The 25,861-nt window shown below is 72.0% G+C and carries 26 protein-coding genes and 1 pseudogene; 16 read left to right on the forward strand and 11 right to left on the reverse strand.

The window, feature by feature from the left end:
• Window positions 1-41: 41 nt before the first annotated feature.
• The 4 genes from ACF062_RS15275 (at window position 42) to ACF062_RS15290 (ending at window position 4,669) form a co-directional block, all read left to right on the forward strand.
• Window positions 42-479: a gamma-glutamylcyclotransferase gene (locus tag ACF062_RS15275; RefSeq protein ID WP_223776395.1), complete on the forward strand. Its 438-nt coding sequence runs from the start codon at window positions 42-44 to the stop codon at window positions 477-479.
• 114 nt (window positions 480-593) lie between these two features.
• The gene (locus ACF062_RS15280) at window positions 594-1,418 is read left to right on the forward strand and encodes a purine-nucleoside phosphorylase (protein WP_320590114.1); all 825 of its coding nucleotides are present in this window, start codon (window positions 594-596) and stop codon (window positions 1,416-1,418) included.
• A gap of 254 nt (window positions 1,419-1,672) precedes the next feature.
• A complete protein-coding gene (locus tag ACF062_RS15285; RefSeq protein ID WP_392138340.1) occupies window positions 1,673-3,316 on the forward strand; it encodes a phospho-sugar mutase in 1,644 nt (547 codons plus the stop codon).
• Between the two features lie 147 nt (window positions 3,317-3,463).
• The gene (locus ACF062_RS15290) at window positions 3,464-4,669 is read left to right on the forward strand and encodes a hypothetical protein (protein WP_392138342.1); all 1,206 of its coding nucleotides are present in this window, start codon (window positions 3,464-3,466) and stop codon (window positions 4,667-4,669) included.
• Between the two features lie 17 nt (window positions 4,670-4,686).
• On the opposite strand, the gene ACF062_RS15295 is transcribed toward ACF062_RS15290, so the two are convergent.
• Window positions 4,687-5,322: a PH domain-containing protein gene (locus ACF062_RS15295; protein WP_392138344.1), complete on the reverse strand. Its 636-nt coding sequence runs from the start codon at window positions 5,320-5,322 to the stop codon at window positions 4,687-4,689.
• 88 nt (window positions 5,323-5,410) lie between these two features.
• Between ACF062_RS15295 and deoC the strand changes: the two genes are divergently transcribed.
• From deoC to ACF062_RS15315, 4 genes are all read left to right on the forward strand, one after another.
• On the forward strand, window positions 5,411-6,349 hold the full coding sequence (gene deoC / locus ACF062_RS15300) for a deoxyribose-phosphate aldolase (RefSeq protein WP_320590116.1): 939 nt from the start codon (window positions 5,411-5,413) through the stop codon (window positions 6,347-6,349).
• A 3-nt stretch (window positions 6,350-6,352) separates the two neighbouring features.
• Entirely contained in the window at window positions 6,353-7,792 is a 1,440-nt protein-coding gene (locus tag ACF062_RS15305) for an aldehyde dehydrogenase family protein (protein WP_392138346.1), read from the forward strand.
• Window positions 7,785-8,669 carry an aldehyde dehydrogenase family protein gene (locus ACF062_RS15310; protein WP_392138348.1) on the forward strand — a complete coding sequence of 295 codons (885 nt, stop codon included), beginning with the start codon at window positions 7,785-7,787 and terminating at the stop codon, window positions 8,667-8,669. The genes ACF062_RS15305 and ACF062_RS15310 overlap by 8 nt, the downstream gene beginning before the upstream one ends.
• Before the next feature lie 95 nt (window positions 8,670-8,764).
• Window positions 8,765-9,403, forward strand: coding sequence for a uridine kinase (locus tag ACF062_RS15315; RefSeq protein ID WP_392138349.1), 639 nt, complete (start codon window positions 8,765-8,767; stop codon window positions 9,401-9,403).
• A gap of 149 nt (window positions 9,404-9,552) precedes the next feature.
• On the opposite strand, the gene ACF062_RS15320 is transcribed toward ACF062_RS15315, so the two are convergent.
• Window positions 9,553-10,293 (reverse strand): SigE family RNA polymerase sigma factor, encoded by a 741-nt coding sequence (locus tag ACF062_RS15320; RefSeq protein WP_392138351.1) that lies wholly within the window; start codon window positions 10,291-10,293, stop codon window positions 9,553-9,555.
• Between the two features lie 214 nt (window positions 10,294-10,507).
• On the opposite strand from ACF062_RS15320, the gene afsQ1 reads away from it, so the two are divergent.
• The 5 genes from afsQ1 to ACF062_RS15345 all read left to right on the forward strand — a co-directional run bounded on the left by afsQ1 (window position 10,508) and on the right by ACF062_RS15345 (window position 14,267).
• Window positions 10,508-11,185 (forward strand): two-component system response regulator AfsQ1, encoded by a 678-nt coding sequence (gene afsQ1, locus ACF062_RS15325; protein ID WP_030779097.1) that lies wholly within the window; start codon window positions 10,508-10,510, stop codon window positions 11,183-11,185.
• On the forward strand, window positions 11,083-12,768 hold the full coding sequence (locus ACF062_RS15330; RefSeq protein WP_392138885.1) for an ATP-binding protein: 1,686 nt from the start codon (window positions 11,083-11,085) through the stop codon (window positions 12,766-12,768). The genes afsQ1 and ACF062_RS15330 overlap by 103 nt, the downstream gene beginning before the upstream one ends.
• A complete protein-coding gene (locus tag ACF062_RS15335; protein ID WP_392138353.1) occupies window positions 12,765-13,376 on the forward strand; it encodes a hypothetical protein in 612 nt (203 codons plus the stop codon). The genes ACF062_RS15330 and ACF062_RS15335 overlap by 4 nt, the downstream gene beginning before the upstream one ends.
• 51 nt (window positions 13,377-13,427) lie before the next feature.
• Entirely contained in the window at window positions 13,428-13,976 is a 549-nt protein-coding gene (locus ACF062_RS15340) for a VanZ family protein (RefSeq protein ID WP_392138355.1), read from the forward strand.
• Window positions 13,977-14,066: 90 nt separating this feature from the next.
• Window positions 14,067-14,267 carry a PspC domain-containing protein gene (locus ACF062_RS15345; protein WP_356575362.1) on the forward strand — a complete coding sequence of 67 codons (201 nt, stop codon included), beginning with the start codon at window positions 14,067-14,069 and terminating at the stop codon, window positions 14,265-14,267.
• Between the two features lie 58 nt (window positions 14,268-14,325).
• Here ACF062_RS15345 and ACF062_RS15350 read toward each other — a convergent pair whose 3' ends face one another.
• Window positions 14,326-14,712, reverse strand: a complete 387-nt coding sequence (locus tag ACF062_RS15350) for an ATP-binding protein (RefSeq protein WP_392138357.1) — start codon at window positions 14,710-14,712, stop codon at window positions 14,326-14,328.
• 149 nt (window positions 14,713-14,861) lie between these two features.
• A complete protein-coding gene (locus ACF062_RS15355) occupies window positions 14,862-16,031 on the reverse strand; it encodes an adenosine deaminase (protein ID WP_392138358.1) in 1,170 nt (389 codons plus the stop codon).
• A gap of 102 nt (window positions 16,032-16,133) precedes the next feature.
• On the opposite strand from ACF062_RS15355, the gene ACF062_RS15360 reads away from it, so the two are divergent.
• Window positions 16,134-16,895 (forward strand): alpha/beta hydrolase, encoded by a 762-nt coding sequence (locus ACF062_RS15360; RefSeq protein WP_392138360.1) that lies wholly within the window; start codon window positions 16,134-16,136, stop codon window positions 16,893-16,895.
• A 19-nt stretch (window positions 16,896-16,914) separates the two neighbouring features.
• On the opposite strand, the gene ACF062_RS15365 is transcribed toward ACF062_RS15360, so the two are convergent.
• Complete coding sequence (locus ACF062_RS15365) at window positions 16,915-17,874, reverse strand: LysR family transcriptional regulator (RefSeq protein ID WP_392138362.1); 960 nt, start codon at window positions 17,872-17,874, stop codon at window positions 16,915-16,917.
• A 62-nt stretch (window positions 17,875-17,936) separates the two neighbouring features.
• On the opposite strand from ACF062_RS15365, the gene ACF062_RS15370 reads away from it, so the two are divergent.
• Together ACF062_RS15370 and ACF062_RS15375 are read left to right on the forward strand one after the other, a co-directional pair.
• Window positions 17,937-19,223 carry an MFS transporter gene (locus ACF062_RS15370; RefSeq protein WP_392138363.1) on the forward strand — a complete coding sequence of 429 codons (1,287 nt, stop codon included), beginning with the start codon at window positions 17,937-17,939 and terminating at the stop codon, window positions 19,221-19,223.
• A 139-nt stretch (window positions 19,224-19,362) separates the two neighbouring features.
• The gene (locus ACF062_RS15375; protein WP_392138365.1) at window positions 19,363-20,346 is read left to right on the forward strand and encodes a sigma-70 family RNA polymerase sigma factor; all 984 of its coding nucleotides are present in this window, start codon (window positions 19,363-19,365) and stop codon (window positions 20,344-20,346) included.
• On the opposite strand, the gene ACF062_RS15380 is transcribed toward ACF062_RS15375, so the two are convergent.
• The 6 genes and pseudogenes from ACF062_RS15380 to ACF062_RS15405 all read right to left on the reverse strand — a co-directional run.
• Window positions 20,257-20,625: an STAS domain-containing protein gene (locus tag ACF062_RS15380; protein ID WP_392138367.1), complete on the reverse strand. Its 369-nt coding sequence runs from the start codon at window positions 20,623-20,625 to the stop codon at window positions 20,257-20,259. The two genes, ACF062_RS15375 and ACF062_RS15380, sit on opposite strands and share 90 nt — an antisense overlap.
• A 37-nt stretch (window positions 20,626-20,662) precedes the next feature.
• Window positions 20,663-22,564 carry a DUF4157 domain-containing protein gene (locus tag ACF062_RS15385; RefSeq protein WP_392138369.1) on the reverse strand — a complete coding sequence of 634 codons (1,902 nt, stop codon included), beginning with the start codon at window positions 22,562-22,564 and terminating at the stop codon, window positions 20,663-20,665.
• A 332-nt stretch (window positions 22,565-22,896) separates the two neighbouring features.
• Window positions 22,897-23,481, reverse strand: a complete 585-nt coding sequence (locus ACF062_RS15390; protein ID WP_392138371.1) for a Uma2 family endonuclease — start codon at window positions 23,479-23,481, stop codon at window positions 22,897-22,899.
• Between the two features lie 184 nt (window positions 23,482-23,665).
• Window positions 23,666-24,943, reverse strand: coding sequence for a thymidine phosphorylase (locus ACF062_RS15395; RefSeq protein ID WP_392138373.1), 1,278 nt, complete (start codon window positions 24,941-24,943; stop codon window positions 23,666-23,668).
• Between the two features lie 136 nt (window positions 24,944-25,079).
• A complete protein-coding gene (locus ACF062_RS15400) occupies window positions 25,080-25,481 on the reverse strand; it encodes a cytidine deaminase (RefSeq protein WP_223776370.1) in 402 nt (133 codons plus the stop codon).
• Window positions 25,478-25,861: pseudogene (locus ACF062_RS15405) on the reverse strand (ABC transporter permease); the annotation flags it as partial. The pseudogene ACF062_RS15405 and the gene ACF062_RS15400, both read right to left, overlap by 4 nt.

Genomic DNA, 25,861 nt, shown 5'->3' on the forward strand with positions numbered 1-25,861 from the left:
ACCGGACCTGCCTCCTTGATTGCTGCCGTACCCTCGACGTCATGTCGCTCTACGCCGCGTACGCCGGCAATCTGGATCCGCGGCTCATGTCACGCCGCGCCCCTCACTCACCGCTGCGCGCGACCGGCTGGCTGACCGGCTGGCGGCTCACCTTCGGCGGGGAGCACATGGGGTGGGAGGGCGCCCTGGCGACGATCGTCGAGGCCCCTCGCTCGCAGGTGTTCGTGACCCTCTACGACATCGCGCCGATGGACGAGGAGTCCATGGACCGGTGGGAGGGCGTGGGCATGGACATCTACCGCCGCATGCGGGTCCGCGTGGACACCCTGGAGGGCAAGGAGCCCGCCTGGGTGTACGTCCTCAACGGCTACGAGGGCGGCCTGCCCTCGGCGCGCTACCTGGGCGAGCTCGCGGACGCCGCGGAGTCGGCGGGGGCCCCGCACGACTACGTGATGGAACTGCGCAAGAGGCCCTGCTGACGCGTCCACGAAGGGCGGCCGGGCGCCCTTCGTGGGAAACGACAAGACAACGATCGGATTCCCGTGAGCATCGTCATCTACGCGCGTAGGCCGTAACCCGCTACCCTCGTCGGCGTGAACGCTTCAGTTATTCCGGACGACATCCAGGGCGACCCCTACGCCGCCGCCGACGCCGCCGCCGCGCGCCTGCGTGAGCTGACGGGCGCCGAGACCCACGACGTCGCCCTCGTGATGGGCTCCGGCTGGGCGCCGGCCGTCGACGCGCTGGGCGAGCCCGAGGCGGACTTCGCCGTCACCGAGCTGCCGGGCTTCCCGCCGCCCGCGGTCGAGGGGCACGGCGGACGCATCCGCTCCTTCAAGATCGGCGACAAGCGCGCCCTGGTCTTCCTGGGCCGCACCCACTACTACGAGGGCCGTGGCGTGGCCGCCGTCTCGCACGGTGTCCGCACCGCCGTGGCCGCCGGCTGCAAGACCATCGTGCTGACCAACGGCTGCGGCGGTCTGCGCGAGGGCATGCGCCCCGGGCAGCCGGTGCTGATCAGCGACCACCTCAACCTCACGGCGACGTCCCCGATCGTCGGCGCGAACTTCGTGGACCTCACGGACCTGTACTCGCCGCGCCTGCGCGCCCTGTGCAAGGAGATCGATCCCTCCCTGGAGGAGGGCGTCTACGCGCAGTTCCCCGGCCCGCACTACGAGACGCCGGCGGAGATCCGCATGGCTCGCACGATCGGCGCGGACCTGGTCGGCATGTCGACCGTCCTGGAGGCGATCGCCGCACGCGAGGCCGGCGCGGAGGTGCTCGGCATCTCCCTGGTCACGAACCTCGCCGCGGGCATGACGGGCGAGCCGCTGAACCACGAGGAGGTCCTCCAGGCGGGCCGCGACAGCGCCACCCGCATGGGCGAGCTCCTCGGCAAGGTTCTCGACCGGATCTGAGGCGTCCGCGGGGCGCCCTCCCCGGCGCCCCGCACCCGCACCCGCACCCGGACAGAGACGCGAGGGGACGCGCCGGTATGTCCGCCCGGAGCACGTGGCCTGCCGCCCGGGCCCCCGAAGCGGCAAGGCTCCCAGGCCCCGATAGCGAGGACGGACATACCGGCACGGCCCCGCCCACGGCCCAACCGGGTAGGCATACCCGAGCCCCCCCTCCGCACCGCCAAAGCGACGCCGCAACGAGAGGCTGACGACACGTGCAGGACAACTCCGAACTCATCGCGCGAGCCCAGGCCTGGCTGGCCGAGGACCCGGACCCCGAGACCCGCGAGGAGCTGGCCAAGCTCATCGACGCCGAGGACACCGCCGAGCTGACCGCACGTTTCGCCGGCACCCTCCAGTTCGGCACCGCCGGCCTCCGCGGCGAGCTTGGCGCGGGCCCCATGCGCATGAACCGCTCCGTGGTCATCCGCGCCGCCGCGGGCCTCGCCGCGTACCTCAAGGCCAAGGGCCGGACGGACGGCCTCGTGGTCATCGGCTACGACGCCCGCCACAAGTCCGCCGACTTCGCCCGCGACACCGCGGCCGTGATGACCGGCGCCGGCCTCCGCGCGGCCGTCCTGCCCCGCCCCCTGCCCACCCCCGTCCTCGCCTTCGCCATAAGGCACCTGGGCGCGGTCGCGGGCGTGGAGGTCACCGCCAGCCACAACCCGCCGCGCGACAACGGCTACAAGGTCTACCTCGGCGACGGCTCCCAGATCGTGCCGCCCGCCGACGCGGAGATCGCCGCCGAGATCGCCGCGGTCGCGAGCCTGCACGACGTCCCCCGCCCCGAGGCCGGCTGGGAGACCCTCGACGAAGCCGTCCTGGAGGCCTACCTGGCCCGCACGGACGCCGTCCTGGCCCCGGAGTCCCCCCGCACCGCCCGCGTCGTCTACACGGCGATGCACGGCGTCGGCAAGGACACCCTCCTCGCGGCCTTCGACCGTGCCGGCTTCCCCGCCCCCACCCTCGTCGCCGAGCAGGCCGAGCCGGACCCGGACTTCCCGACGGTCGCGTTCCCGAACCCGGAGGAGCCGGGCGCGATGGACCTGGCCTTCGCCACGGCGGCCCGTACCACCCCCGCCCCGGACCTGATCATCGCCAACGACCCGGACGCCGACCGCTGCGCCGCCGCCGTCAAGGACGGCGCCGACTGGCGGATGCTCCGGGGCGACGAGGTCGGCGCCCTGCTCGCCGCCCACCTCGTCGGGCGCGGAGCGCAGGGCACGTTCGCCGAATCGATCGTCTCCTCCTCCCTCCTCGGCCGGATCGCCGAGAAGGCCGGCCTGCCGTACGAGGAGACGCTGACCGGCTTCAAGTGGATCGCCCGTGTCGACGGCCTGCGCTACGGCTACGAAGAGGCGCTCGGCTACTGCGTGGACCCCGAGGGCGTACGCGACAAGGACGGCATCACGGCCGCGCTGCTCCTCACCGAGCTGGCGTCCGAGCTGAAGGAGCAGGGCCGCACCTTCCTCGACCTCCTGGACGACCTCGCCCTGGAGCACGGCCTGCACGCCACCGACCAGCTGTCGGTCCGCGTGGAGGACCTCTCCCTGATCGCGGACGCGATGCGCCGCCTGCGCGAGCAGCCGCCGACGGAGCTGGCGGGCCTGCCCGTGACGAAGGCCGAGGACCTGACGCGGGGCACCGACACGCTGCCGCCCACCGACGGCCTGCGCTACACCCTCGACGGCGCCCGCGTCATCGTGCGCCCGAGCGGCACGGAGCCGAAGCTCAAGTGCTACCTCGAAGTGGTGGTCCCGGTGGCCGGGCAGGCGGACCTCCCGGCGGCCCGCGCGCGGGCGACGGACCTGCTCGCCGCGATCAAGCGGGACCTGTCGGCGGCGGCAGGCATCTGACGCCACCCACCCGGACGGGCGCCCCGAGCGGAAACCCACCCGTCCGAGTGATTTGACTCCCGCAGCTGCCGCAGCGGAACGGTGCGCTGCCGGTCCCCCAGGAAGGGTCGACCGGTAGCGCACGTTCACGTTCGGGGAGCTGCCGCAGTGCCGTACGGACCGATTCCTTCCACCGCCGCCCCCTCCAAGGTCCCGGCGTCCCGGCGCCCCCTCACCACCGCACAGCCGCCCCCCGGCCTGCGCCGTCGCGCGGCCCGCGCCCTGCGCCACGCCTCCCCCGCGCTGCTCGCGTACGCGGCCGTGCGCACGCTCGGCCTGCTGGTCTTCGTCCCCTGGGCGCACGACGAGCGCCGCAGCGTACGGCATCTGCTGATGGCGTCATGGGACTGCGACTGGTATCTGAAGATCGCCTCGAACGGCTACGCGCACACCCTGGGCACCGCGTACGACGCGAACAACCTCGCGTTCTTCCCGCTGTACCCCCTGCTCGTGCGCGCGGGCGACGCCCTGCTCCCCGGCCTGCCGCGCGGCGCGGCGGGCCTCGGCGTCTCGCTGCTCTGCTCCTTCCTCGCGGCGTGGGGCGTCTTCGCGGTGGGCGACCGGCTGTACGGCCGCCGGGCGGGGATCTTCCTCGCGATGCTCTGGGGCAGCCTGCCCGTGGCGCTCGTGCAGTGGATGGGCTACACCGAGTCCCTCTTCACGGCGCTCACCGCGTGGTCGCTGTACGCGGTGCTGAGCGGCCGCTGGCTGTGGGCGGGCTCCCTGGCGGCTCTCGCCGGCCTCACCCGCCCCACGGGGGTGGCCCTGGCCGCGGCGGTCTCCGTGACGGCGCTGCTCGCGCTGCGGCGCGGCTTCTCGGCGCGCCCGCTCCTGGGCGCCCTCCTGGCTCCCCTCGGCTGGCTCACGTACGTCACCTGGGTGGGCCTGCGCCTCGGCCGCTGGGACGGCTATTTCGCCGTACAGAAGCTGTGGCACAACAAGTGGGACGGCGGCGTCGAGACGGTGCGCAGGATGCAGGCGCTGTTCGTCACCGAGCGGCCGGCGCTGTTCTACGCGATGGTGACGGCGGTACTGCTGGGCTCGGTGGTGCTCTACGTACTCTCGGCGGCCGACCGCCAGCCGCTTCCCCTGCTGCTCTTCACCGGCCTGCTCCTGCTGATCGTGCTCGGCAGCAGCGGCGTCTACTTCCCGCGGGCCCGCTTCCTGCTGCCCGGTTTCCCGCTGCTGCTGCCGCTCGCCGCGGCCCTGGCGCGCGCGAGGACGACGGTGGCGGCGACGGTGCTGACGGCGGCGGCGTTCGGGTCGGCCGTGTTCGGCGGCCACATGCTCCTGGGGTGGCACGGTCCGCCGTAGGCCCTGTAGTCCCCCGGTCAGGTCACCGCGAGGAGTACGGCGAGCAGCACCGCTCCCGCGGCGGCCGGCGCGAGGATCTCGTAGGCCCAGCGCACCACGGGCTCGCCCTGCGTGGACTCGGCGGCTTCCTGCCGCTCGGCGAGCTCGCGCAGTTCGTCCATGGCCTGGTCGCCGGAGGAGCGCGAGGGCGGGGCGTGGGGGTCGAGGAAGGGGCGGCCGCCGGTCGGGTCCCCGGAGGCGGCGGCCTGCGACTGCCTGCGGGCGGCCTTCTTGCGGCCGCGCAGCGAGACGGGGATGGCCCAGAGCTGGTACTTGGCACCGGCCCGGGTGAGGACCTCGTTGGAGTATCCGGAGCGGAGCGTCGCGATGGACGCCCAGGGCAGGGTGATCGTCCGGAAGGGGTTGCGCACGCGCAGCCGGTCGTCGTTGGCGTACACGGCGGGGCGTACGGTGTACGCGACGACCAGCGGCACCGCGAGCAGCAGTCCGGCGAGCGCCAGCCACGGGGTGCGGCCCTCGCCGCGCAGGACGGCGTCGACGCCGAGCCAGGCGCCCAGGGCGAGCAGCAGGACACCACCGGCGATACCGGCGGGGGACCGGAAGACGCGGTCCTTGTATGCGGGCTCCGCCACGGGGTTCTGAGGGTCGCTCATACCCTGATTCTGCCTGACGCGCGGCGCGGGGCCCCGGGCCCCACCCCTGTACAGCAGCTACGCGCGTAGATATGCTCCCCTCGTGACCATGCCCACTGCATTCGCTGACGTGACCGCGTCCGACAGCACGCTCCGCCGCTTCCTCCACGGGCTGCCGGGCGTCGACGCGGTCGGCCTGGAGGCGCGTGCCGCCTCGCTCGGAACCCGTTCGATCAAGACCACGGCGAAGGCGTACGCCATCGACCTGGCCATCTCGATGATCGACCTGACGACGCTGGAGGGCGCCGACACCCCGGGCAAGGTCCGGGCGCTCGGCGCGAAGGCCGTCCACCCCGACCCGACCGACCGGGAGACGCCCCGCACCGCGGCCGTCTGCGTCTATCCGGACATGGTCGCCACCGCCAAGGAGGCCGTCGCGGGCAGCGGCGTGAAGGTCGCGTCCGTCGCGACCGCCTTCCCCGCGGGCCGCGCCGCCATCGAGGTGAAGCTCGGTGACGTGCGCGAGGCCGTCGCGGCCGGCGCCGACGAGATCGACATGGTCATCGACCGCGGAGCCTTCCTCTCCGGGGACTACATGACCGTCTTCGAGCAGATCCGCGCCGTGAAGGAGGCCTGCGGCACCGCCCGCCTGAAGGTCATCTTCGAGACCGGTGAGCTGTCGACGTACGACAACATCAAGCGCGCCAGCTGGATCGGCATGATCGCGGGCGCCGACTTCATCAAGACCTCGACCGGCAAGGTCGGCGTCAACGCCACCCCGGCCAACACCCTCCTGATGCTGGAGGCCGTCCGCGACTTCCGCGCGCAGACCGGGGTACAGATCGGGGTGAAGCCCGCGGGCGGCATCCGCTCGACCAAGGACGCGGTGAAGTTCCTCGTCCTGGTGAACGAGACGGCGGGCCCGGACTGGCTCGACAACCACTGGTTCCGCTTCGGCGCCTCGTCGCTCCTCAACGACCTGCTGATGCAGCGGCAGAAGCTGGCCACCGGCCGCTACTCCGGCCCTGACTACGTGACGGTGGACTGACCCATGACCTCCACTCCTTTCGAGTACGCACCCGCGCCCGAGTCCCGCTCGGTCGTCGACATCGCCCCGTCGTACGGCCTGTTCATCGACGGCGAGTTCACCGAGGCCGCCGACGGCAAGGTCTTCAAGACGGTCTCCCCGTCCACCGAGGAGGTCCTCTCCGAGGTCGCGCGGGCCGGCTCCGAGGACGTCGACCGCGCGGTGAAGGCCGCCCGCAAGGCCTTCGAGAAGTGGTCGGCGCTGCCGGGCGCCGAGCGCGCCAAGTACCTCTTCCGCATCGCCCGCATCATCCAGGAGCGCAGCCGCGAGCTGGCCGTCCTGGAGACGCTGGACAACGGCAAGCCGATCAAGGAGACCCGCGACGCCGACCTCCCCCTGGTCGCCGCGCACTTCTTCTACTACGCGGGCTGGGCCGACAAGCTGGATCACGCGGGATACGGCCCGAACCCCGCGCCCCTCGGTGTCGTGGGCCAGGTCATCCCCTGGAACTTCCCGCTCCTGATGCTGGCCTGGAAGATCGCCCCGGCCCTCGCGACCGGCAACACGGTCGTCCTGAAGCCCGCCGAGACCACCCCGCTGTCCGCCCTGTTCTTCGCGGACATCTGCCGCCAGGCGGGCCTGCCCAAGGGCGTCGTCAACATCCTCCCCGGCTACGGCGACGCGGGCGCGGCCCTGACCTCCCACCCCGACGTGAACAAGGTCGCCTTCACCGGCTCCACGGCCGTCGGCAAGGAGATCGCCCGCCAGGTCGCGGGCACGGACAAGAAGGTCACCCTCGAACTGGGCGGCAAGGGCGCGAACATCGTCTTCGACGACGCCCCCATCGACCAGGCCGTCGAGGGCATCGTCACCGGCATCTTCTTCAACCAGGGCCAGGTCTGCTGCGCCGGTTCGCGTCTCCTCGTACAGGAGTCGATCCAGGAGGAGCTGCTCGACTCGCTGAAGCGGCGCCTGTCGACCCTGCGCCTCGGCGACCCGCTCGACAAGAACACCGACATCGGCGCCATCAACTCCGCCGAGCAGCTGGCCCGCATCACCGCGCTCGCCGACACCGGCGAGGCGGAGGGCGCCGAGCGCTGGTCGCCGGCGTGCGAACTGCCCACGTCGGGCTACTGGTTCGCGCCGACCCTCTTCACGAACGTCACGCAGGCGCACACCGTCGCCCGCGACGAGATCTTCGGCCCGGTGCTCTCGGTGCTGACCTTCCGCACGCCGGACGAGGCCGTCGCCAAGGCCAACAACACGCAGTACGGGCTCTCCGCAGGCATCTGGACGGAGAAGGGCTCGCGCATCCTCGCGGTCGCGAACAAGCTCCGGGCGGGCGTCGTCTGGGCCAACACATTCAACAAGTTCGACCCGACCTCGCCGTTCGGCGGCTACAAGGAGTCGGGCTACGGCCGCGAGGGCGGCCGTCACGGACTGGAGGCGTACCTCGATGTCTGACCGACTCACGGTCCTGAAGACCTACAAGCTGTACGTCGGCGGGAAGTTCCCGCGTTCCGAGAGCGGCCGGGTGTACGAAGTGACCGACGCAAAGGGCAAGTGGCTGGCGAACGCGCCGCTGTCGTCCCGCAAGGACGCGCGTGACGCCGTCGTGGCGGCACGCAAGGCGTTCGGCGGCTGGTCGGGCGCGACCGCGTACAACCGCGGCCAGATCCTCTACCGCATCGCCGAGATGCTGGAGGGCCGCCGCGACCAGTTCGTGCGCGAGGTCGCGGACGCCGAGGGCCTGTCGAAGTCCAAGGCCGCCGCCGTGGTGGACGCGGCGATCGACCGCTGGGTCTGGTACGCGGGCTGGACCGACAAGATCGGCCAGCTCGTGGGCGGGGCGAACCCGGTCGCGGGCCCGTTCCTCAACCTCTCGACGCCGGAGCCGACGGGCGTCGTCGCGGTGCTCGCGCCCCAGGAGTCGTCGTTCCTGGGCCTGGTCTCGGTGCTCGCCCCGGTGATCGCGACGGGCAACACGGCCGTCGTCGTCGCCTCCGAGAAGGCCCCGCTCCCGGCGCTCTCGCTGGGCGAGGTCCTCGCGACCTCCGACGTGCCCGGCGGTGTGGTCAACGTCCTCACCGGCAGGACGGCTGAGATCGCGGCCCCGCTCGCCGCGCACCAGGACGTCAACGCCATCGACCTGACGGGTGCGGACGCGGACCTCGCGCGCGACCTGGAGATCGCGGCCGCCGACAACCTGAAGCGCGTCCTGCGTCCACAGCCTGTGGATTTCGGCGCCGACCCCGGCACGAACCGCCTGACGGCCTTCCTGGAGACCAAGACGGTCTGGCACCCCACGGGCTCCCTGGGCGCCTCCGGCTCGGCCTACTAGCCGCCCGCAGCCGCCCGCCGCGCCGAAGCCCCGGTCTCCTCCGTCCAGGAGTCCGGGGCTTCCCCGTGCGGCGCGATGCCGCACACTGTTCTCTCGTGAGCTCTCATCCCCCGATACCCACCCGCGTCGTGCTGCTCTGCGGCCCTTCCGGCTCGGGCAAGTCGTCCTTCGCCGCCCGCGCCGGGCTGCCCGTGCTGTGCCTGGACGACTTCTACAAGGAAGCCGGCGACCCCACGCTGCCGCAGGTCCCGGGCAGTTCGGACATCGACTGGGACTCCCCCGCCTCGTGGGACGCCGATGTCGCCGTCGCCGCCATCGAGGAGCTGTGCCGCACAGGGCGTACGCGCGTCCCGGTGTACGACATCGCGACGAGCGCGCGCGTCGGGCAGGAGACGCTCGACATCGAGCGCACGCCCCTGTTCATCGCGGAGGGCATCTTCGCCGCGGACATCGTGGAGCGGTGCCGGCGGGCCGGTGTGCTCGCCGACGCGATCTGCCTGCGGGGGCGGCCCTCCACCACGTTCCGGCGGCGGCTGCTGCGGGATCTGCGGGAAGGCCGCAAGTCCGTGCCGTTCCTCCTGCGCAGGGGATGGCGGCTCATGCGCGCCGAGCGCGCGATCGTGGCCCGGCAGGCCGCTCTCGGGGCGCACCCCTGCGGCAAGGAAGAGGCGCTCGGGCGGGTCGCCGCCGCCGCGGCGGGCCGCTGCGTCGCGGCACGCGCCGACGCCCTCTGAGGGGCCGGACGAGCCGGACAAGCAGAAGGACCGGAAAGACCCCCCGGCCTTCCGGTCCCGCCACTTGTTTCCCCCGTGCTTCCGCCGCGTCCCCCCGGAGCGACGGCCCCCGTGTTTCCCCCTGTTTCCCCCCGTTTTCCCCCCGATCCTCAGGCGACCAACTCGCCGAAGGATTCCTCCTGGTCACGGCCGAAGCTGAGGACCTCGTCCTCGCGCAGCCGACGGAGCGACCGCCAGATGCTGGACTTCACCGTGCCCACGCTGATGTCGAGGATGTCCGCGATCTCCGGGTCGGTGCGGCCCTCGTAGTAGCGAAGGACCAGCATCGTGCGCTGGAGTTCGGGCAGCCGGGCCAGGGCCTGCCACAGGACCGCGCGCAGCTCCGTGCCGCGCATCGCGTCCGTGTCGCCCACCGTCTCCGGCAGCTCCTCGGTCGGGTACTCGTTCAGCTTGCGGCGGCGCCACGCGCTGATGTGCAGATTGGTCATGGTGCGGCGGAGGTAGCCCCCGACCGCCGCCTTGTCGCTGATCCTGTCCCAGGCGCGGTACGTCGAGAAGAGGGCGCTCTGCAGCAGGTCCTCGGCCTCGAAGCGGTCGCCGGTCAGGTGGTAGGCCGTTGCGTACAGAGAGGCGCGGCGTTCCTGGACGTAGGCGGTGAACGCCGCTTCGGCGTTCACCGTCTCCGAGTAGGTCTTCCGCTCCCCCGAGCCCTCCCTGTACGCGCTTCCCCCGTGCGGCGCGTCAACCACCGTCATGTACGCGGTGTGCTGACGCCCGGTGCCGCGAGCGCACCCCCGCCCGCTCACGGCACCGGACTTCTCAGAGCCCCGTCCGACGTCGTGGAGACGCGTGACAACTGCGCTTGAGCTGGTGCTGTGCAGCGTGTTCATCTCGCGCCCCCCGTCGGTGGAGTCCGGCTTGTTCCGTCTTGGTTCCGTGCTTCTTGCGTGTGACCAGAACTCTGCCGGACCCACTTCATGACGGTGTCCGCCGACTGTCACAGGCCTGTCACAGGGGTTCGGCGCCCCATTTCGCGCGTGAGGGTGCGGTGTGGGAGCGGTCCAGCAGTCGAACTGGGGCCGAGCATGGGACAGAATGACGTCCGTGCCTTCCCTGTTGCTGATCGAGGACGACGACGCCATCCGGACGGCCCTGGAGCTTTCGCTGACGCGCCAGGGGCACCGGGTGGCCACTGCTGCCACCGGCGAGGACGGTCTGAAACTGCTCGGTGAGCAGCGGCCCGACCTGATCGTGCTGGACGTGATGCTGCCGGGCATCGACGGGTTCGAGGTGTGCCGTCGCATCCGGCGCACCGACCAGCTGCCGATCATTCTGCTCACCGCGCGCAGCGACGACATCGACGTGGTGGTGGGCCTGGAGTCCGGCGCCGACGACTATGTGGTCAAGCCCGTGCAGGGGCGGGTCCTCGACGCCCGGATCCGGGCCGTGCTGCGGCGCGGGGAGCGGGAGGCCAATGACGCGGCGACGTTCGGTTCGCTCGTCATCGACCGGGCCGCGATGACCGTGACGAAGAACGGCGAGGACCTCCAGCTCACCCCGACCGAGCTGCGGCTGCTCCTGGAGCTGAGCCGCAGGCCCGGGCAGGCCCTGTCGCGGCAGCAGTTGCTGCGTCTGGTGTGGGAGCACGACTACCTCGGTGACTCGCGGCTCGTCGACGCCTGCGTGCAGCGGCTGCGCGCCAAGGTCGAGGATGTCCCCTCGTCGCCCACGCTGATCCGCACGGTGCGCGGGGTCGGATACCGGCTGGACACCCCTCAGTGACCAAAGCGCACGACAAGCTCCGCGGCCTGCCCGCGGCACGCAAGGCCGCCCTGGCCGGGCTGCGCTTCACGAGCCTGCGGCTGCGGCTCGTCGTGGTGTTCGGCCTGGTGGCGCTCACCGCCGCCGTCTCCGCGTCCGGCATCGCGTACTGGCTCAACCGCGAGGCCGTGCTGACGCGCGCCCAGGACGCGGCGCTCAAGGACTTCCGCCAGCAGATGCAGACCCGGGTGGGCGCGCTGCGGCCCAACCCGTCGCAGGAGGAACTCCAGGCGGCCGCCGGGCAGATGGCGAACAGCAGCCAGCGCTACAGCGTGCTCCTGGTCGCCGAGAAGAAGGACGGCGGCCGGATCGTCGGGTACTCCGACCTGGACGCGTTCACCCTCGCCAAGGTGCCGGACGCGCTCCAGAAGGCCGTGCTCAAGAAGCAGCCGCTCACCTCCGGCAACGACGCCGCCCACCACCTGTACTGGCAGCGGACCGTGGACCACGGCACCCCCTACCTGATCGGGGGCGCCACGGTGATCGGCGGCGGCCCGACCGGTTACATGCTGAAGTCGCTGGAGCCCGAGGCCAAGGACCTCAGCTCGCTCGGCTGGTCCCTCGCCATCGCCACGGCCCTGGCGCTGATCGGCTCGGCGCTGCTCGCGCAGGCCGCGGCCACGACCGTGCTCAAACCCGTGCACCGGCTCGGCGTCGCCGCGCGCAGGCTCGGTGAGGGCAAGCTCGACACCCGGCTGCGCGTCTCAGGCACCGACGAACTCGCCGACCTCTCCCGGACGTTCAACAGGACCGCCGAGAACCTGGAGAAGAAGGTCGCCGACATGAGCGCCCGCGAGGAGGCGTCCCGGCGCTTCGTCGCCGACATGTCGCACGAGCTGCGTACGCCGCTGACCGCGATCACCGCGGTGACCGAGGTCCTGGAGGAGGAGCTCGACGCGGAGACCGGTTCCGTGGACCCGATGATCGAGCCGGCCGTCCGGCTCGTGGTGAGCGAGACGCGGCGCCTCAACGACCTCGTGGAGAACCTCATGGAGGTCACCCGCTTCGACGCGGGCACCGCGCGCCTCGTCCTGGACGACGTGGACATCGCCGACCAGATCACGGCGTGCATCGACGCGCGCGCCTGGCTGGACGCGGTCGAGCTGGACGCCGAGCGCGGCATCACCGCCCGCCTCGACCCGCGCCGCCTCGACGTCATCCTGGCCAACCTCATCGGCAACGCCCTCAAGCACGGCGGCTCCCCGGTGGAGGTCTCCGTGCGCCTGGCGGACGCCCGGCTCGTCATCGCCGTACGCGATCACGGACCCGGCATCCCGGAGGACGTCCTGCCGCACGTCTTCGACCGCTTCTACAAGGCGAGCGCGTCCCGGCCGCGGTCCGAGGGCAGCGGGCTCGGGCTCTCCATCGCCCTGGAGAACGCGCACATCCACGGCGGCGGGATCACCGCCGCCAACTGCCCCGACGGCGGCGCCGTCTTCACGCTGTGGCTGCCGTGCGAGAGCGACGGCGACGGTGAGGGTGACGGCGGCGGGGGCCATGACAGCGATGACGCCGTCGGCTGCACCGAGGGAGGCCAGGCGTGAACGGGCGACGGATGCGTGGCGCGGTGGCCGCCTCCCTGCTGGCGGCCACGCTCGCCGGGTGCGGTATCAGGTCGACGGAGGTGCCGACGGACTTCGGGCCCGCGCCGTCGCGGGTGCCGTGCGTCATGTCGGGCTCCAGCATCGCCTCGCAGTCGGGCAGCGGGGTGCCGGCGCAGGTCTTCCTGGTGTGCGCGGCCCAGCTGGTGACGGTCGACCGGACGGTGCGGATCCCCGGGGAGAAGGCGGACACCGACCGCGTGGCGATCGCGCAGGCCCTCCTCGACGAGCTGGCCACGCCTCCATCGGACTCCGAGAAGGACGCGGGCTTCGCCACGGACGTACGCGGCGGCACCACGGTCTCCGGTCCCGCCGAGGGCGACCCCGAGGACGCGCTGCGCCTCAGTGAGCCGCCGGAGGAGCTGTCCGCGTTCGCGCTCGCCCAGATCGTCTGCACGCTGGCCGGCGGCGCGGCGGCCGCGGAGGACCACACGGTGATCATGGGCGGCCCCGCGGACGACCCCCTGCGGCGCTACGCCTGCACTCCGGAGGTCCGCTCCCGGCCCGGCACGGTGGCGCCGCCCGCCAAGACCGTCAAGCCCGAGCGGTAACCGCCGCCGGTACGCGGAACCGATCCTGCCGCCTCTGACGTCTTGAGGGGCGTGCGTCATGGCTCGGGCGGCCGCGTTGCCGCCATCCGCTTCCGCGCGGCGGGAGGATTCCTCCTCGTCGCGCACCTTCTGCTCGTCGGATGGATCACGCTGCGTCCGCTGGACGTGCCCTGGGTGAGCGCCGCGAATCTGCGGCCGCTCGCCGGGATCAAGGCGGATCTGGCGCTCGGCGGCCTCCAGGCGGCCCGCCGGATCGGCGAGGCCCTGCTGCTGCTCGCCCCGCTCGGTGTGCTGCTGCCCCTGGCCGGCGGCCGGCTCGTCGTCTCGCCGTGGGGTTCCCTGGTGCGCACGGTCGCCGCGGGGGCGCTGCTGTCGCTCGGCATCGAACTGCTCCAGACCGGGGTGCCCGGGCAGGTCGTCGACATCGACTCACTGCTCCTGAACACCCTCGGGGTGGCCCTCGCGCATGTCGCCGTGGTGCCCGCGGCCAGGGCGAGGCTCCGCCGCCATGGTGATCCGCGACGCGTCACGGCCCTTCTGCGGGAGGAGGCCCCTCAGGGGGCGACCCCGACGATTCCCAGGGTCGGGATCGCACCATAGAGCGATGCTTTGGGGTACTTGGTAGCCGTAGCGTGAAGACATCGAGGCACACGCAGAGGCCTCTCCCCACGGTTCGTTAAGGAGCCCGCCATGACCGCCCTTGCCCGCCCCACCCACGGCCGGATGATCGGCGGAGTGTGTGCCTCCCTGGCTCAGCGCTTCGGCACCTCCGCGACCACGATGCGCGTCATCTTCGTGGCATCCTGCCTGCTCCCCGGCCCCCAGTTCCTGCTCTACATAGCCCTGTGGGTGCTGCTGCCCTCCGAGGACAAGGCCCGCCGGTCCTGGTGACGACGCGATGGGGCGCCCCTCCGGGTGGAGGGGCGCCCCATCGGTGTGTACGCGAGGGTCAGCCGAGCGGCAGGCCGTTGAGGCCGCTGCCCGTGATGGGCACGCCACCGAGCAGTCCCTTGAGCGGGGAGGCCGGCTTGCCGCCGCCCTTGCCGCCCTTGCCGCCCTTGCCGTCGGCCTGCTGTGCCGCGGCCTGGGCCCTGTCGGCGTTCCCCGCGGCCTGAAGACCACCGGCGAGGACGCTCTTTCCGGCGGCCACGGCCTCCGGGCTGCCCGCGGGCAGCGTCTTGGCGGCCTGCTCCAGGGGGAGGACCGAGGCGACCTGGCCGAGGGCCGCGGCCGCGTCCGGGACGCCGGGGGCGGCGTTCGCGGCGCCGGCACCGGCGGCGGCGAAGGCGGCACCGAGAGCGGCGACACCGAGGGTCTTGGCAGCAGACTGCTTCATCGTCAATGCGTCCTTGTGATGTCGATGACGGGGATCTGCGCGGTTCAACGACCGCGCACACCACAAATCACGGGCACCGGACGGCGAAAAGGCGGCCGGGTGAGAAGAACCCGGCCGCCGAAGCGTCGCGCGAGGACGCGGAACCGCCGTCAGTTACCGGCAGAAGCGCTGGTCGAGACGGTCTGGCGGAACAGCCACTCGGACTTCAGCTCGGCGTAGCCGGGCTTGATCACGTCATTGATCATGGCGAGGCGTTCATCGAATGGAATGAACGCTGATTTCATCGCATTGACCGTGAACCACTGCATGTCGTCGAGCGTGTAGCCGAAGGTGCCGACCAGGTGCTCGAATTCCCGGCTCATGCTGGTGCCGGACATCAGACGGTTGTCGGTGTTCACCGTGGCGCGGAAGTGCAGCTTGCGCAGCAGGCCGATGGGGTGCTCGGCGTAGGAGCTTGCGGCGGCCGTCTGGAGGTTGGAGGTCGGGCAGAGCTCCAGCGGGATGCGCTTGTCGCGTACGTACGAGGCGAGGCGGCCCAGCTTGACGCTGCCGTCCTCGGCGATCTCGATGTCGTCGATGATCCGCACGCCGTGGCCGAGGCGGTCGGCGCCGCACCACTGGAGGGCCTGCCAGATCGAGGGCAGGCCGAAGGCCTCGCCCGCGTGGATCGTGAAGTGGTTGTTCTCGCGCTTGAGGAACTCGAAGGCGTCGAGGTGGCGGGTGGGAGGGAAGCCCGCCTCGGCGCCCGCGATGTCGAATCCGACGACGCCGTGATCGCGGTAGCGGTTGGCGAGTTCGGCGATCTCCAGGGCGCGGGCGGCGTGCCGCATGGCGGTGAGCAGGGCGCCGACGCGGATGCGGTGGCCGTTCGCCTTCGCGCGGCGCTCGCCCTCGCGGAAGCCGTCGTTGACCGCCTCGACGACCTCTTCGAGGGTGAGGCCGGACTCCAGGTGCTGCTCGGGGGCGTAGCGGATCTCGGCGTAGACGACGCCGTCCTCGGCGAGGTCCTCGGCGCACTCGGCCGCCACGCGCTTGAGGGCGTCCTTCGTCTGCATCACCGCGCAGGTGTGCGCGAAGGTCTCCAGGTACCGCTCCAGGGAGCCGGAGTCGGCCGCCTCGCGGAACCAGATGCCGAGCTTGTCGGCGTCGGTCTCGGGCAGGCCTTCGTAGCCGCACTCGCGGGCGAGGTCGACGACCGTGCCGGGGCGCAGGCCGCCGTCGAGGTGGTCGTGGAGGAGCACCTTGGGGGCGCGGCGGATCTGGTCGGCGCTGGGCGTGTCGCGGTCCGTGTGACCGCCCGTGATGGTCTGGCTCGTCATTTCGGCACTCTAACGCCTACGCGCGTAGAACTCATGGGTCGATACGTAACAGTGACCCGGCGGACGGGTGGCGTACACCATGGCTTCTGACACTGTTCTGTCATGGCACAGCAAGGGACGGCGGGGCCTGCGGGTCCCAGGCTCGGGCGCGTGATCGGGACGGCGCCCTCGGCGGTGAGCGGTGTGGTCCTGCTGCTGCCCGGCGGCTGCGAGACGTCCACCCGCAGACCCTGGCCGCTGGCGGCCGGGACGGTGCGCGCGCTGGGCCGCAGGCTGGCCCAGGACGGACGCGAGGCGGGTCTCGCCACGCACGTCGTGCACTACCGCTGCCGGGGCTGGAACGGCGCGCAGGCACAGCCGGCCGAGGACACGGCGTGGGCGGCGGACGAGGTCGTACGTCGCTACGGCGATGTCCCGGTCTGCCTGGCCGGCGTGGACATGGGCGGCCGGGCGGCACTGCGTACGGGCGGGCACCCGGCGGTCACCTCCGTCCTTGCGATCGCTCCTTGGCTGCCCGAGGACGATGTGGCGGCGCCGCCCGAGCCGGTGAAGCAGCTCGTGGGGCGGCGGGTGCTGATCGTGCACGGCACGAACGACGAGCGGACCGACCCGGAGCTGTCGTTCCGCTTCGCGGAGCGCGCGAAGAAGGCGAACCGCGACGTGTGCCGGTTCGAGGTGCACTCGGACGGCCACCGGCTCCATCAGCACCAGGACGAAGTGCAGGCGCTGGCCTCGGACTTCGTGCGGGGCACGCTCTTCGGCACGGACTTCGCGCGGCCGCTGGAGGACGCGCTCGCGGCGCCGCCGCCGCTGGGACTGCGCATGCCGCTTGCCTGCGGCTTCGGGCGGGCGTCGCGTCGGTGAGACCCGCCCGCCGGGACGCTCACGTCGACTGCTGCAGCAGCTTTCCCTTCCTGCTCAGCAGGAACTCCTTGAACGCCGCGACCGGCGGAGTGTCGGGGCGCCCCGCGAGCCACGCCACGCCGATCTCGCGGACCGCCCGCTGGCCCGTCACCGTCAGCTCCACGACGCCCGGGCGGGGCACGGCGGGCGGCGGCAGGAGGGCGACGCCGAGCCCTGCCGCGACCAGGCCGCGCAGGGTCTCCGCCTCCTCGCCCTCGAAGGCCACGCGGGGCTTGAAGCCCGCCTCCTGGCAGAGGTCGTCGGTGATGCGGCGCAGGCCGTAGCCGGGCTCCAGGGTCACGAAGGCCTCGTCGGCGGCTTCGGCGAGGCGGATCCGTTTGCGGGCGGCGAGGCGGTGGTCGTCGGGCACGACGAGGCGCAGGCGCTGTTCGTCGAGGCGGCGGGCGACCAGGTCGGGGGCGTCCGGCACGGGCGAGGTGAGGCAGAGGTCCAGCTCGCCCGCGCGCAGCCGCTCCAGCATCGCCTCGCCGTAGTTCTGTACGAGGCTGAAGCGCACCCTCGGGTGGTCGGCGCGGAAGGCGCGGATCAGGCCGGGCACGGTCTCGGAGCCCATGGTGTGCAGGAACCCGAAGGCGACCTTGCCGGAGGCCGGGTCGGCGTCGGCGCGCACGGACTCGGCGGCGCGCTCCACCTCGCCGAGCGCCCGCTCGACCGAGGCGAGGAAGGTGCGGCCGGCCGGGGTGAGCGAGACGGTGCGGCCGCGGCGCGTGAACAGGCCGACGCCGAGGTCCCGTTCGAGCCGCACGAGGGCGCGGGAGAGCGTCGACTGGGGGATCTGCATCTCCTGGGCGGCGCGCGTGACGTGCTCGGTGCGGGCGACACCCGCGAAGTACGCGAGGCGTGGCGCGAGCAGCGTGACGATGTCCTCCACGTCACTGTCGTGTGACAGGCGCGGCTGTGACCTCTGCTGATGCTGCATGGGAACGATTATGGCGTTTCCATGCATTGGACGCATCAAAAAACCGGCCGTACGTTCGTGGCATGCCTCCTGCCAGTAGCGGGGCGTCCGCCACCCATGCGGTCGCCCTCACTCCGTCGTCCCCTGTCGCCGATTCCCGTCTGACGCCGGGCGGTCCCGGCTACCGCAGGATGAGCTTCGCGCTCTTCCTCGCGGGCGTCGCCACCTTCGCCCTCCTCTACTCCACGCAGGCCCTGCTGCCGCTGGTCTCAGCCGACTTCGGCGCGAGCGCGAGCACGGCGAGCTGGACGGTCTCGGCGGCCACGGGCGCACTGGCACTCTTCGTCCTTCCGCTGAGCGCGCTCAGCGAGCGCTTCGGGCGGCGCGCGATGATGACGGCGTCCTTGAGCGTCGCGGTGGCGGTCGGGCTCCTCGTCCCCTTCGCGCCGTCGGTGGAGGTCCTCATCGCGCTGCGCGCCGTGCAGGGCGCGGCCCTCGCGGGGCTCCCGGCGTCCGCGATGGCGTTCCTCGCCGAGGAGGTGCGGCCGAAGGCCCTGGTCGCGGCGATCGGCATGTTCGTGGCGGGCAACTCCATCGGCGGCATGAGCGGCCGCATCATCACGGGCTGGGTGGCGCAGGCCTGGGGCTGGCGCGCGGCGCTGGCCGTCGTGGGGGTCGTCGCGGTGCTGTGCGCGGTCGCCTTCCGCGCGCTGCTGCCCGCGCCGCGGCACTTCACGCCGGGCTCGCTGAACCCCAAGGCGCTGGCGCGGACGGTCCGTACGCACCTGTCGGATCCGCTCCTGTGCCGGCTGTACGCGATCGGGGCGCTGTTCATGACCGTCTTCGGCGCGGTCTACACGGTGATCGGCTACCGGCTCACCGAGGCGCCGTTCTCGCTCCCCCAGGGCGTCATCGGCTCGATCTTCCTCGTCTACCTCGTCGGTACGGTCTCCTCGGCGGCCGCCGGGAAGCTGGTGGCCCGGCTCGGGCGGCGCGGGGCGCTGTACCTGGCGGTGGGCACGACGGCGGGCGGGCTGCTGCTGTCCCTGTCGTCCTCGCTGGTCCTGGTCCTGCTGGGGCTCGTGCTGATCACCGCCGGGTTCTTCGCGGGGCACGCGGTCGCGTCGTCGTCGGTGAGCCGTACGGCCACGACCGGGCGGGCGCAGGCATCGGCGCTCTACCAGTCGGCGTACTACCTGGGGTCCAGCGCGGGCGGCACGCTCGGCGCGGTCGCCTTCCACGCGGGCGGCTGGGCCGGGACGGTGGGGCTCGGTCTCCTCGCGGTGCTCGGCGTCGTGTCGGTGACGGTGTGGGGCTCTCACGCGGCGCGGACGGAGCGGCGGCGCGGGCTCGTCGTGCGCTCCTGCTGAGGTACCGCATTTGCCGCTGCCGCTGATTCCACCTGCGGGTTTTCCCACTCCGGGGGCCGTTGTCAGTGGGCTGCGGTAGCTTCCGGTGTGTCGGGCCCCACTGTCGGGCCCTTCTCGGAAGCCGCAGGGGTGGGTGGGGATGAGCGACATCGCAGGGACGACGACCGATCTGGACGTCACGCTGGAGAAATACCGGGTCGAGCTGACCGGGTACTGCTATCGGATGCTGGGCTCGGCCTTCGAGGCCGAGGACGCCGTGCAGGACACGATGGTGCGGGCCTGGCGCAGCTTCGAGAAGTTCGAGGGCCGCTCCAGCGTCCGCTCCTGGCTCTACCGCATCGCGACGAACGTCTGCCTGGACATGCTGAACGCGGGCAACCGCCGCGCCCGCCCCATGGACCTGACCGCCGCCGCCCCGCTGGCGCAGGCGGCGCTCACCCCCCGCCCGGACAACACCTGGCTGGAGCCGATGCCGGACGCCCGTGTGCTGCCCACCCCGGACGATCCCGCGGAGGCCGCCGTCGCCAAGGAGTCGGTGCGCCTGGCGTTCGTCGCCGCCCTGCAGAACCTGCCGCCCAAGCAGCGGGCGGTGCTGATCCTGCGCGAGGTGCTCGCCTGGAAGGCCAGTGAGGTCGCCGAGCTGATCGACACCTCCGTCGCCTCGGTGAACAGCGCGCTCCAGCGGGCCCGCGCCACCCTCGCCGAGCGCCCGGAGGACGACACGGCCGTCTCCGATCCGCTCGACGAGGAGCAGCAGAAGCTCCTGGAGCGCTATGTCGCAGCCTTCGAGGGGTACGACATGGCGGCGCTGACGGCGCTGCTCGCCGAGGACGCCGTCATGACGATGCCGCCGTTCGACCTGTGGCTGCGCGGCACGGCGGACATCACGGGCTTCATGTCCACGATGGGCGCCGCCTGTGCCAACGGCCGCCTCCTGCCGGTGAACGTGAACGGCACGCCGGGCTTCGCCCAGTACAAGCCCGACCCGGACAACGGCGGCTTCATGCCGTGGTGCATCCAGGTCATCGAGATCTCACAGGGCCGTATCGCCGGCTTCCACTGCTTCCTGGACACCCCCCGGTGGTTCCCGCTGTTCGGGGTGCCCCTCCATCTCGACGACTAGCCCGAGCAGTTCGGTCAGACCGACGAGGCCGAGCAGCGCCAGCAGGGCGGGGGTGGGGTTCCTGAGCCGGATCCGGCCCCCGGCCCTGCGGGCGGCGAGGTGCAGCCGGGCGACGGCGTCGACGGTCGCGAGGTCGGCGGTGGTGACGCCGCCGACGTCACAGATCACGTCGTGGCCGGGCCCGTGGCGGGCGGCCGTGACCTGCTCGCACAGGGACGGGACGTCGCCCGGGCGCAGGGGCCCCACGACATGGATGAGGTTCGCTTCGGAATCGGCCACGCAGGGTGGACTCGCGGAGCGGGCGGAACTCATCGGTTCAGGAGGCGGCCTCCTGCGTCCGCGACTTGCGCACCCGCAGCGTCAGGGGGTTCACGAAATCTCCCCGCCCGTTGTTGTACTGCTGCTCGTGGAAGGTCTGGCCCGCCCCGGAGCCGTACATGCGGAAGAACCACTTGCTGTTCCACTCGTTCTTCGCTTCCGAGAGCCGCTTGAACTCCTCTGCGGCCTTCGCGGCACTTCCGGACAGCCCAGCCAGCAGCTTGTTCAGCCGGTCCATCTCGAAGGCGGACTCGGGCGGGGTCTTGCCGCCGGGCCGGAGCAGGGGGATGGCGGTCTTCTTCTTGAACTCCTCCACGAGCCGGGGGAGCAGTTCATAAAGCGCGTCGCCCGAATTCCCGGTCCGCGTGTAGTTCTCCAGGGTGACGCGGTCCTGGCCGTCGGCGCTCATCGCGGCCACGCCCGCGAAGTGGAAGCCCCAGATGTCCTGGGGCCTCGCTTCGGGGGTGGCGGAGTCGGCGTAGTCGAGTTTGTCGCTCTGCCCCAGCGAGACGGTCGTATAGCCCTCGCCGACCACGGGGGCGGCCGCCTTGTTCACGCCGAGTGCCCCGGCTGCCGCGTCCATCTCCGCGGGGTGGTCGCGCAGGGCGCCGCCGTACCTCTGCGGGGTCGGTCCCTGGGGCGCGTCGACCTGGTCGGCGAGGTTGTTCGCCACGGAGTCGACCGTGCTGTCCTGCCAGGGCATGGGCTCCCGGCCTTCAAGGACGACCTCTGTCTTCTTGCCTCCGCCCATCAGTTCTCTGGCCACGTCGATGCACTCGTGCTTCAACAGGTTCGCGAAGCCCGAGACGGCTTCCGGGGGGGTCCCGACCGGGAAGGGCTGTATGCGTTCGAGCTTGACCGAGGCAGCCGGGTTCGCCGGGTTCTGCACGGTGATCTTCTGGCCGCGCCCCACAAGGTGATAGGTGCTGTCGACGCCCGCCAGAGCGGCGTTGCTCGCGGCAAGGACCGCCTCGGTCGCGTAGAACTCCTTCGGTTCACGCTCGGTGTCGTGCACCGCCAGGGTGCCGTCACCCGCGACTCTCAGCGGCAGCCCCTTGGGCCCGTCGCTCTGGTCCAGCTCCTGCTGCTGCTCCTTGGGCAGGTCCTGCCGGAACGGGTCGTGCGTGCGGCCTCCGACGTGGTCCACCGAGTGCTTGGAGAGCCGTTCGGGGTCCGGGATGAGGACGCCCTGCGGTGACTGCGACTGGAAGAAGGGCTCGTCGCTCTGCTCGTTGGCCAGGCCCTTGACGTTCCCCGACACGTACCGCTGGATGCCGGTGCCGACGGGGGCTTCCGGCGCCGGGGTCTGCTCGGTCCGAGGGGCGGCGGCACCCGTCATGACGCGGCGGGCGTTGGCCTCCGCCTCGCGCTCGAAGCGGTCGGAGGGGTCGGAGACCTTCAGGCCCGCGCCGTTGTCGGTGCCCGCGACCGGGCCCTGCCGCTGCTGGATGACGTGGGTCAGCTCATGGGCCAGGGTGTGCGGATCGGCGCCGCCCGCCCCGATGACGACATGGCTGCCGGAGGTGTAGGCCCGGGCGCCCACCTCGGCCGCGGAGGCCCTGGCCGCGGCGTCGTCGTGGACCCGTACGTCGGAGAAGTCGGCGCCGAGCCGGGACTCCATGTCGGTACGGACCGCGTCGTCCAGCGGCTTTCCCGCGCCGCGCAGGACGTCGTGGACGGCGGAGCGCTGCACCTGCGGCTGCTCGGCGCCGTGCTGGTGCGCCTCCTGGGACCATGGGTGGGCGGCCTGGCGCAGCATCTGCACGACGGCGGCGTTCCCGGCGGCGGCCTGGAGACCGAGGAGCCCCGCCGGCGACGTCGCGCCCCCGGCGGCAGGCCTGCGGGCCGGGCCGCGGCCCTTCTCGGCCCCGGTCGTTCCGGTGTGGTCGTGCTGGTGCAAGGTGACCTCTCCCCGCGCAGGTTGCGACTCCCCTCCTGCATACGGGGTGCGGGGCGGCGGGGCCAGGTACGCGAGGGCAGAAAGCCGCGACCGGACGGGCAGAACCGGCCCGGCGCGCCGGGTGCTTCCCGCCTTGGCCGGTCAGGCGTCTCGGTGGTCCCGGAACCACTGCGCCACCTCGTCGGCGTGGGTGTCCGGCGGGAAGACCGGATAGAACCGGATAGAAGACGTGCTCGATGGTGGCGCCGCGCAGAACGAGGGCCAGAACGCTAAACCCGTCCCTCGGGGGACGGGTCAAGTCGGATCACGGGAGGTTCGGCGCCCGGCGCTGATCAGTCCTGGGGGAAGGCGCTCGTGTCGAGGTCCAGGCAGAAGGGCTCGGGGAGGCGCACGGTCTCACCGAACTTGCAGGCCTGGAGGACCCGGTAGCCATCACCTGCGGGCTCGCCGTACAGGGTGGTGGTGGGGCCGCCGGGGGCCCAGCGGTCGATGAGGAGGTAGAGGGGGATGCCTGCGGCGGCGTAGGCAGCGGGCTTGCTGACGCGGTCGTGGCGGCCGTTGCGGAGTGACGTCACCTCGACCACGAGTTCGGCGGCGCGGGCCGGAACATACGTTCCGGCCCCTTTGACCTCCGTCTCGGGGATCACGACGAGGTCGGGCATGAACATGCCGCGCTTGGACGGCACGACGAGGGACAGCCTCTGATGGACGCCCCGGTCGTCCGGCAGAACGGAGCAGAGGCGGCGCTGCACCGTATTCGCGATCGCATGATGCTGGTTGGTGGGAGGGGGCGCTACCGTGACGATCCCTTCGATGATCTCCACCCGGCTGCCGTCGGGCCAGGCCATCTCTTCCCGCAGCCGGACGAGGTCGCCCCAACCCTGACCGGCCTCGTGATCGGCGGCAAGCGCACTCATTACGGTCTCCTCTCTCGGCGCGCCCCGATCCCAACACGCCGTATGGGACCGGCGGCGGTCCACCGATCCCGTTCACCCGTACGAGTAAGCCCTGGCCAGGGGGCGCCCCCGAAGGGGCGCGGGGAACTGCGCGACCAGCCCCCACCGACCCGCGGTCGGCACAGCGCCCCGCAGCCCCGACCCCTTAGCCGATCCGGTCCAGCACGATCGGCGTCGCCGAGAAGTCCGTCCCCGCGGGAGCGATGTCGTACGAGCCCTCCACCGACTCCAGCGCGTACGCGAACCGCTCCGGCGTGTCCGTGTGCAGGGTCAGCAGCGGGGCGCCCGCCTCGACCGTGTCGCCCGGCTTCGCGTGGAGTTCGACGCCCGCGCCCGCCTGGACGACGTCCTCCTTGCGGGCGCGGCCCGCGCCGAGGCGCCAGGCGGCGACGCCGATGTCGTACGCGTCCAGGCGGGTCAGGACGCCGGACGACGGCGCCGTCACCACGTGCTGCTCGCGCGCCACCGGCAGCTTCGCGTCCGGGTCGCCGCCCTGCGCCGCGATCATGCGGCGCCACACGTCCATCGCCGATCCGTCGGCCAGCGCCTTCGCCGGGTCGGCGTCCTTCAGGCCCGCCGCGTCGAGCATCTCGCGGGCGAGGGCCAGGGTCAGTTCGACCACGTCCGCCGGGCCGCCACCCGCCAGGACCTCGACCGACTCGCGGACTTCGAGTGCGTTGCCCGCCGTCAGGCCCAGCGGCGTCGACATGTCCGTAAGGAGGGCCACCGTGCGGACGCCGCTGTCCGTGCCCAACTCCACCATCGTGGCGGCCAGTTCACGCGCGTCGTCGAGGTTCTTCATGAAGGCGCCGGTGCCGACCTTCACGTCCAGGACCAGCGAGCCCGTCCCCTCGGCGATCTTCTTCGACATGATGGACGACGCGATCAGCGGGATCGCCTCCACCGTGCCGGTCACGTCGCGCAGCGCGTACAGCTTCTTGTCGGCCGGTGCCAGGCCGTCGCCCGCCGCGCAGATCACCGAGCCGACGCCGTCGAGGACGTTCAGCATCTCCTCGTTGGAGAGCAGCGCGCGCCAGCCGGGGATGGCCTCCAGCTTGTCGAGGGTGCCACCGGTGTGGCCGAGGCCGCGGCCGGACAGCTGCGGGACGGCCGCGCCGCACGCGGCGACCAGCGGGGCGAGCGGCAGCGTGATCTTGTCGCCGACGCCGCCCGTGGAGTGCTTGTCGGAGGTCGGGCGGGACAGCGAGGAGAAGTCCATGCGCTCGCCGGACGCGATCATCGCGGCGGTCCAGCGGGCGATCTCCTTGCGGTTCATGCCGTTCAGGAGGATGGCCATCGCCAGGGACGACATCTGCTCGTCGGCGACCGCGCCGCGCGTGTACGCGTCGATGACCCAGTCGATCTGCTCGTCGCTCAGCTCGCCCCGGTCACGCTTGGTGCGGATGACGGAGATGACGTCCATGGCATGTCCTTCCAGCAGTACAACGGCGTACGTACGTCAGTACTTTCGTGACTCTACGCGCATAGACGCGCGAGATGAAGGTGGCCCCGCACCCAAGATCGGAGTTCTCCGGATCTCAGGAGTGCGGGGCCCGCGTTCAGTTCAGGTGCTGCGGCCCGAACGCGTCCGGCAGCATGTCGCCCAGCGTCCGCACGCCCGACGACGTCTCCAGGAGCAGCTCGGCTCCCCCGAACTCGTACAGCAGCTGGCGGCAGCGGCCGCACGGCATGAGGATCTCGCCCTTGCCGTCCACGCACGTGAAGTGGGTGAGACGGCCGCCGCCGGTCAGCTGGAGCTGCGAGACCAGGCCGCACTCGGCGCACAGGCCGAGGCCGTAGGAGGCGTTCTCCACATTGCAGCCGGAGACCGTCCTGCCGTCGTCGACCAGGGCCGCGGCGCCGACCGGGAACCCCGAATAGGGCGCGTACGCACGGGACATCGCCTCGCGCGCGGCTTCCCGCAGGGCGTCCCAGTCGGTGTCCTCGGCGGCAGTCGTCACTTTCCTTGTCCCCTTCGGTACGGCATTCCGTCCGCCTTCGGCATCCGCAGCCGCTGGGCGGAGAGCGAGAGGACCAGCAGGGTCACCACGTACGGGGTGGCGGTGACGACCTGGTTGGGCACCTCGTCGGTCAAGCCGTACCACAGGAACATCAGCGCGGAGACGGCCGCGGTGAGCACCGCGGGGACGTACCGCTTGCGCCAGGCGAGGTAGGCCGCGCCGATGACCAGCAGGATCGCGAGGAGCAGCAGCAGCGCGTGGACGTTCGTGCCGCCGCCCCGGAGCTTCAGGCTGTCGGTGTAACCGAACAGGCCCGCGCCGAGCGCGAGCCCGCCCGGCATCCAGTTGCCGAAGATCATCGCGGCGAGGCCGATGTAGCT

Origin of the sequence: Streptomyces sp. NPDC015345 (genome assembly GCF_043078805.1) — a bacterium.
Lineage (GTDB): Bacteria > Actinomycetota > Actinomycetes > Streptomycetales > Streptomycetaceae > Streptomyces.

Bases quoted from the DNA above. Each gene is read 5' to 3' on its own strand.
- ACF062_RS15360 (WP_392138360.1), top strand. From the start codon at position 16,134: ATGGCACAGCAAGGGACGGCGGGGCCTGCGGGTCCCAGGCTCGGGCGC.
- ACF062_RS15390 (WP_392138371.1), bottom strand. From the start codon at position 23,481: ATGAGTGCGCTTGCCGCCGATCACGAGGCCGGTCAGGGTTGGGGCGAC.
- ACF062_RS15350 (WP_392138357.1), bottom strand. From the start codon at position 14,712: ATGAAGCAGTCTGCTGCCAAGACCCTCGGTGTCGCCGCTCTCGGTGCC.
- deoC (WP_320590116.1), top strand. From the start codon at position 5,411: ATGCCCACTGCATTCGCTGACGTGACCGCGTCCGACAGCACGCTCCGC.
- ACF062_RS15395 (WP_392138373.1), bottom strand. From the start codon at position 24,943: ATGGACGTCATCTCCGTCATCCGCACCAAGCGTGACCGGGGCGAGCTG.
- ACF062_RS15375 (WP_392138365.1), top strand. From the start codon at position 19,363: ATGAGCGACATCGCAGGGACGACGACCGATCTGGACGTCACGCTGGAG.
- ACF062_RS15345 (WP_356575362.1), top strand. From the start codon at position 14,067: ATGACCGCCCTTGCCCGCCCCACCCACGGCCGGATGATCGGCGGAGTG.
- ACF062_RS15320 (WP_392138351.1), bottom strand. From the start codon at position 10,293: ATGAACACGCTGCACAGCACCAGCTCAAGCGCAGTTGTCACGCGTCTC.
- ACF062_RS15370 (WP_392138363.1), top strand. From the start codon at position 17,937: ATGCCTCCTGCCAGTAGCGGGGCGTCCGCCACCCATGCGGTCGCCCTC.
- ACF062_RS15275 (WP_223776395.1), top strand. From the start codon at position 42: ATGTCGCTCTACGCCGCGTACGCCGGCAATCTGGATCCGCGGCTCATG.
- ACF062_RS15365 (WP_392138362.1), bottom strand. From the start codon at position 17,874: ATGCAGCATCAGCAGAGGTCACAGCCGCGCCTGTCACACGACAGTGAC.
- ACF062_RS15305 (WP_392138346.1), top strand. From the start codon at position 6,353: ATGACCTCCACTCCTTTCGAGTACGCACCCGCGCCCGAGTCCCGCTCG.
- ACF062_RS15355 (WP_392138358.1), bottom strand. From the start codon at position 16,031: ATGACGAGCCAGACCATCACGGGCGGTCACACGGACCGCGACACGCCC.
- ACF062_RS15310 (WP_392138348.1), top strand. From the start codon at position 7,785: ATGTCTGACCGACTCACGGTCCTGAAGACCTACAAGCTGTACGTCGGC.
- ACF062_RS15295 (WP_392138344.1), bottom strand. From the start codon at position 5,322: ATGAGCGACCCTCAGAACCCCGTGGCGGAGCCCGCATACAAGGACCGC.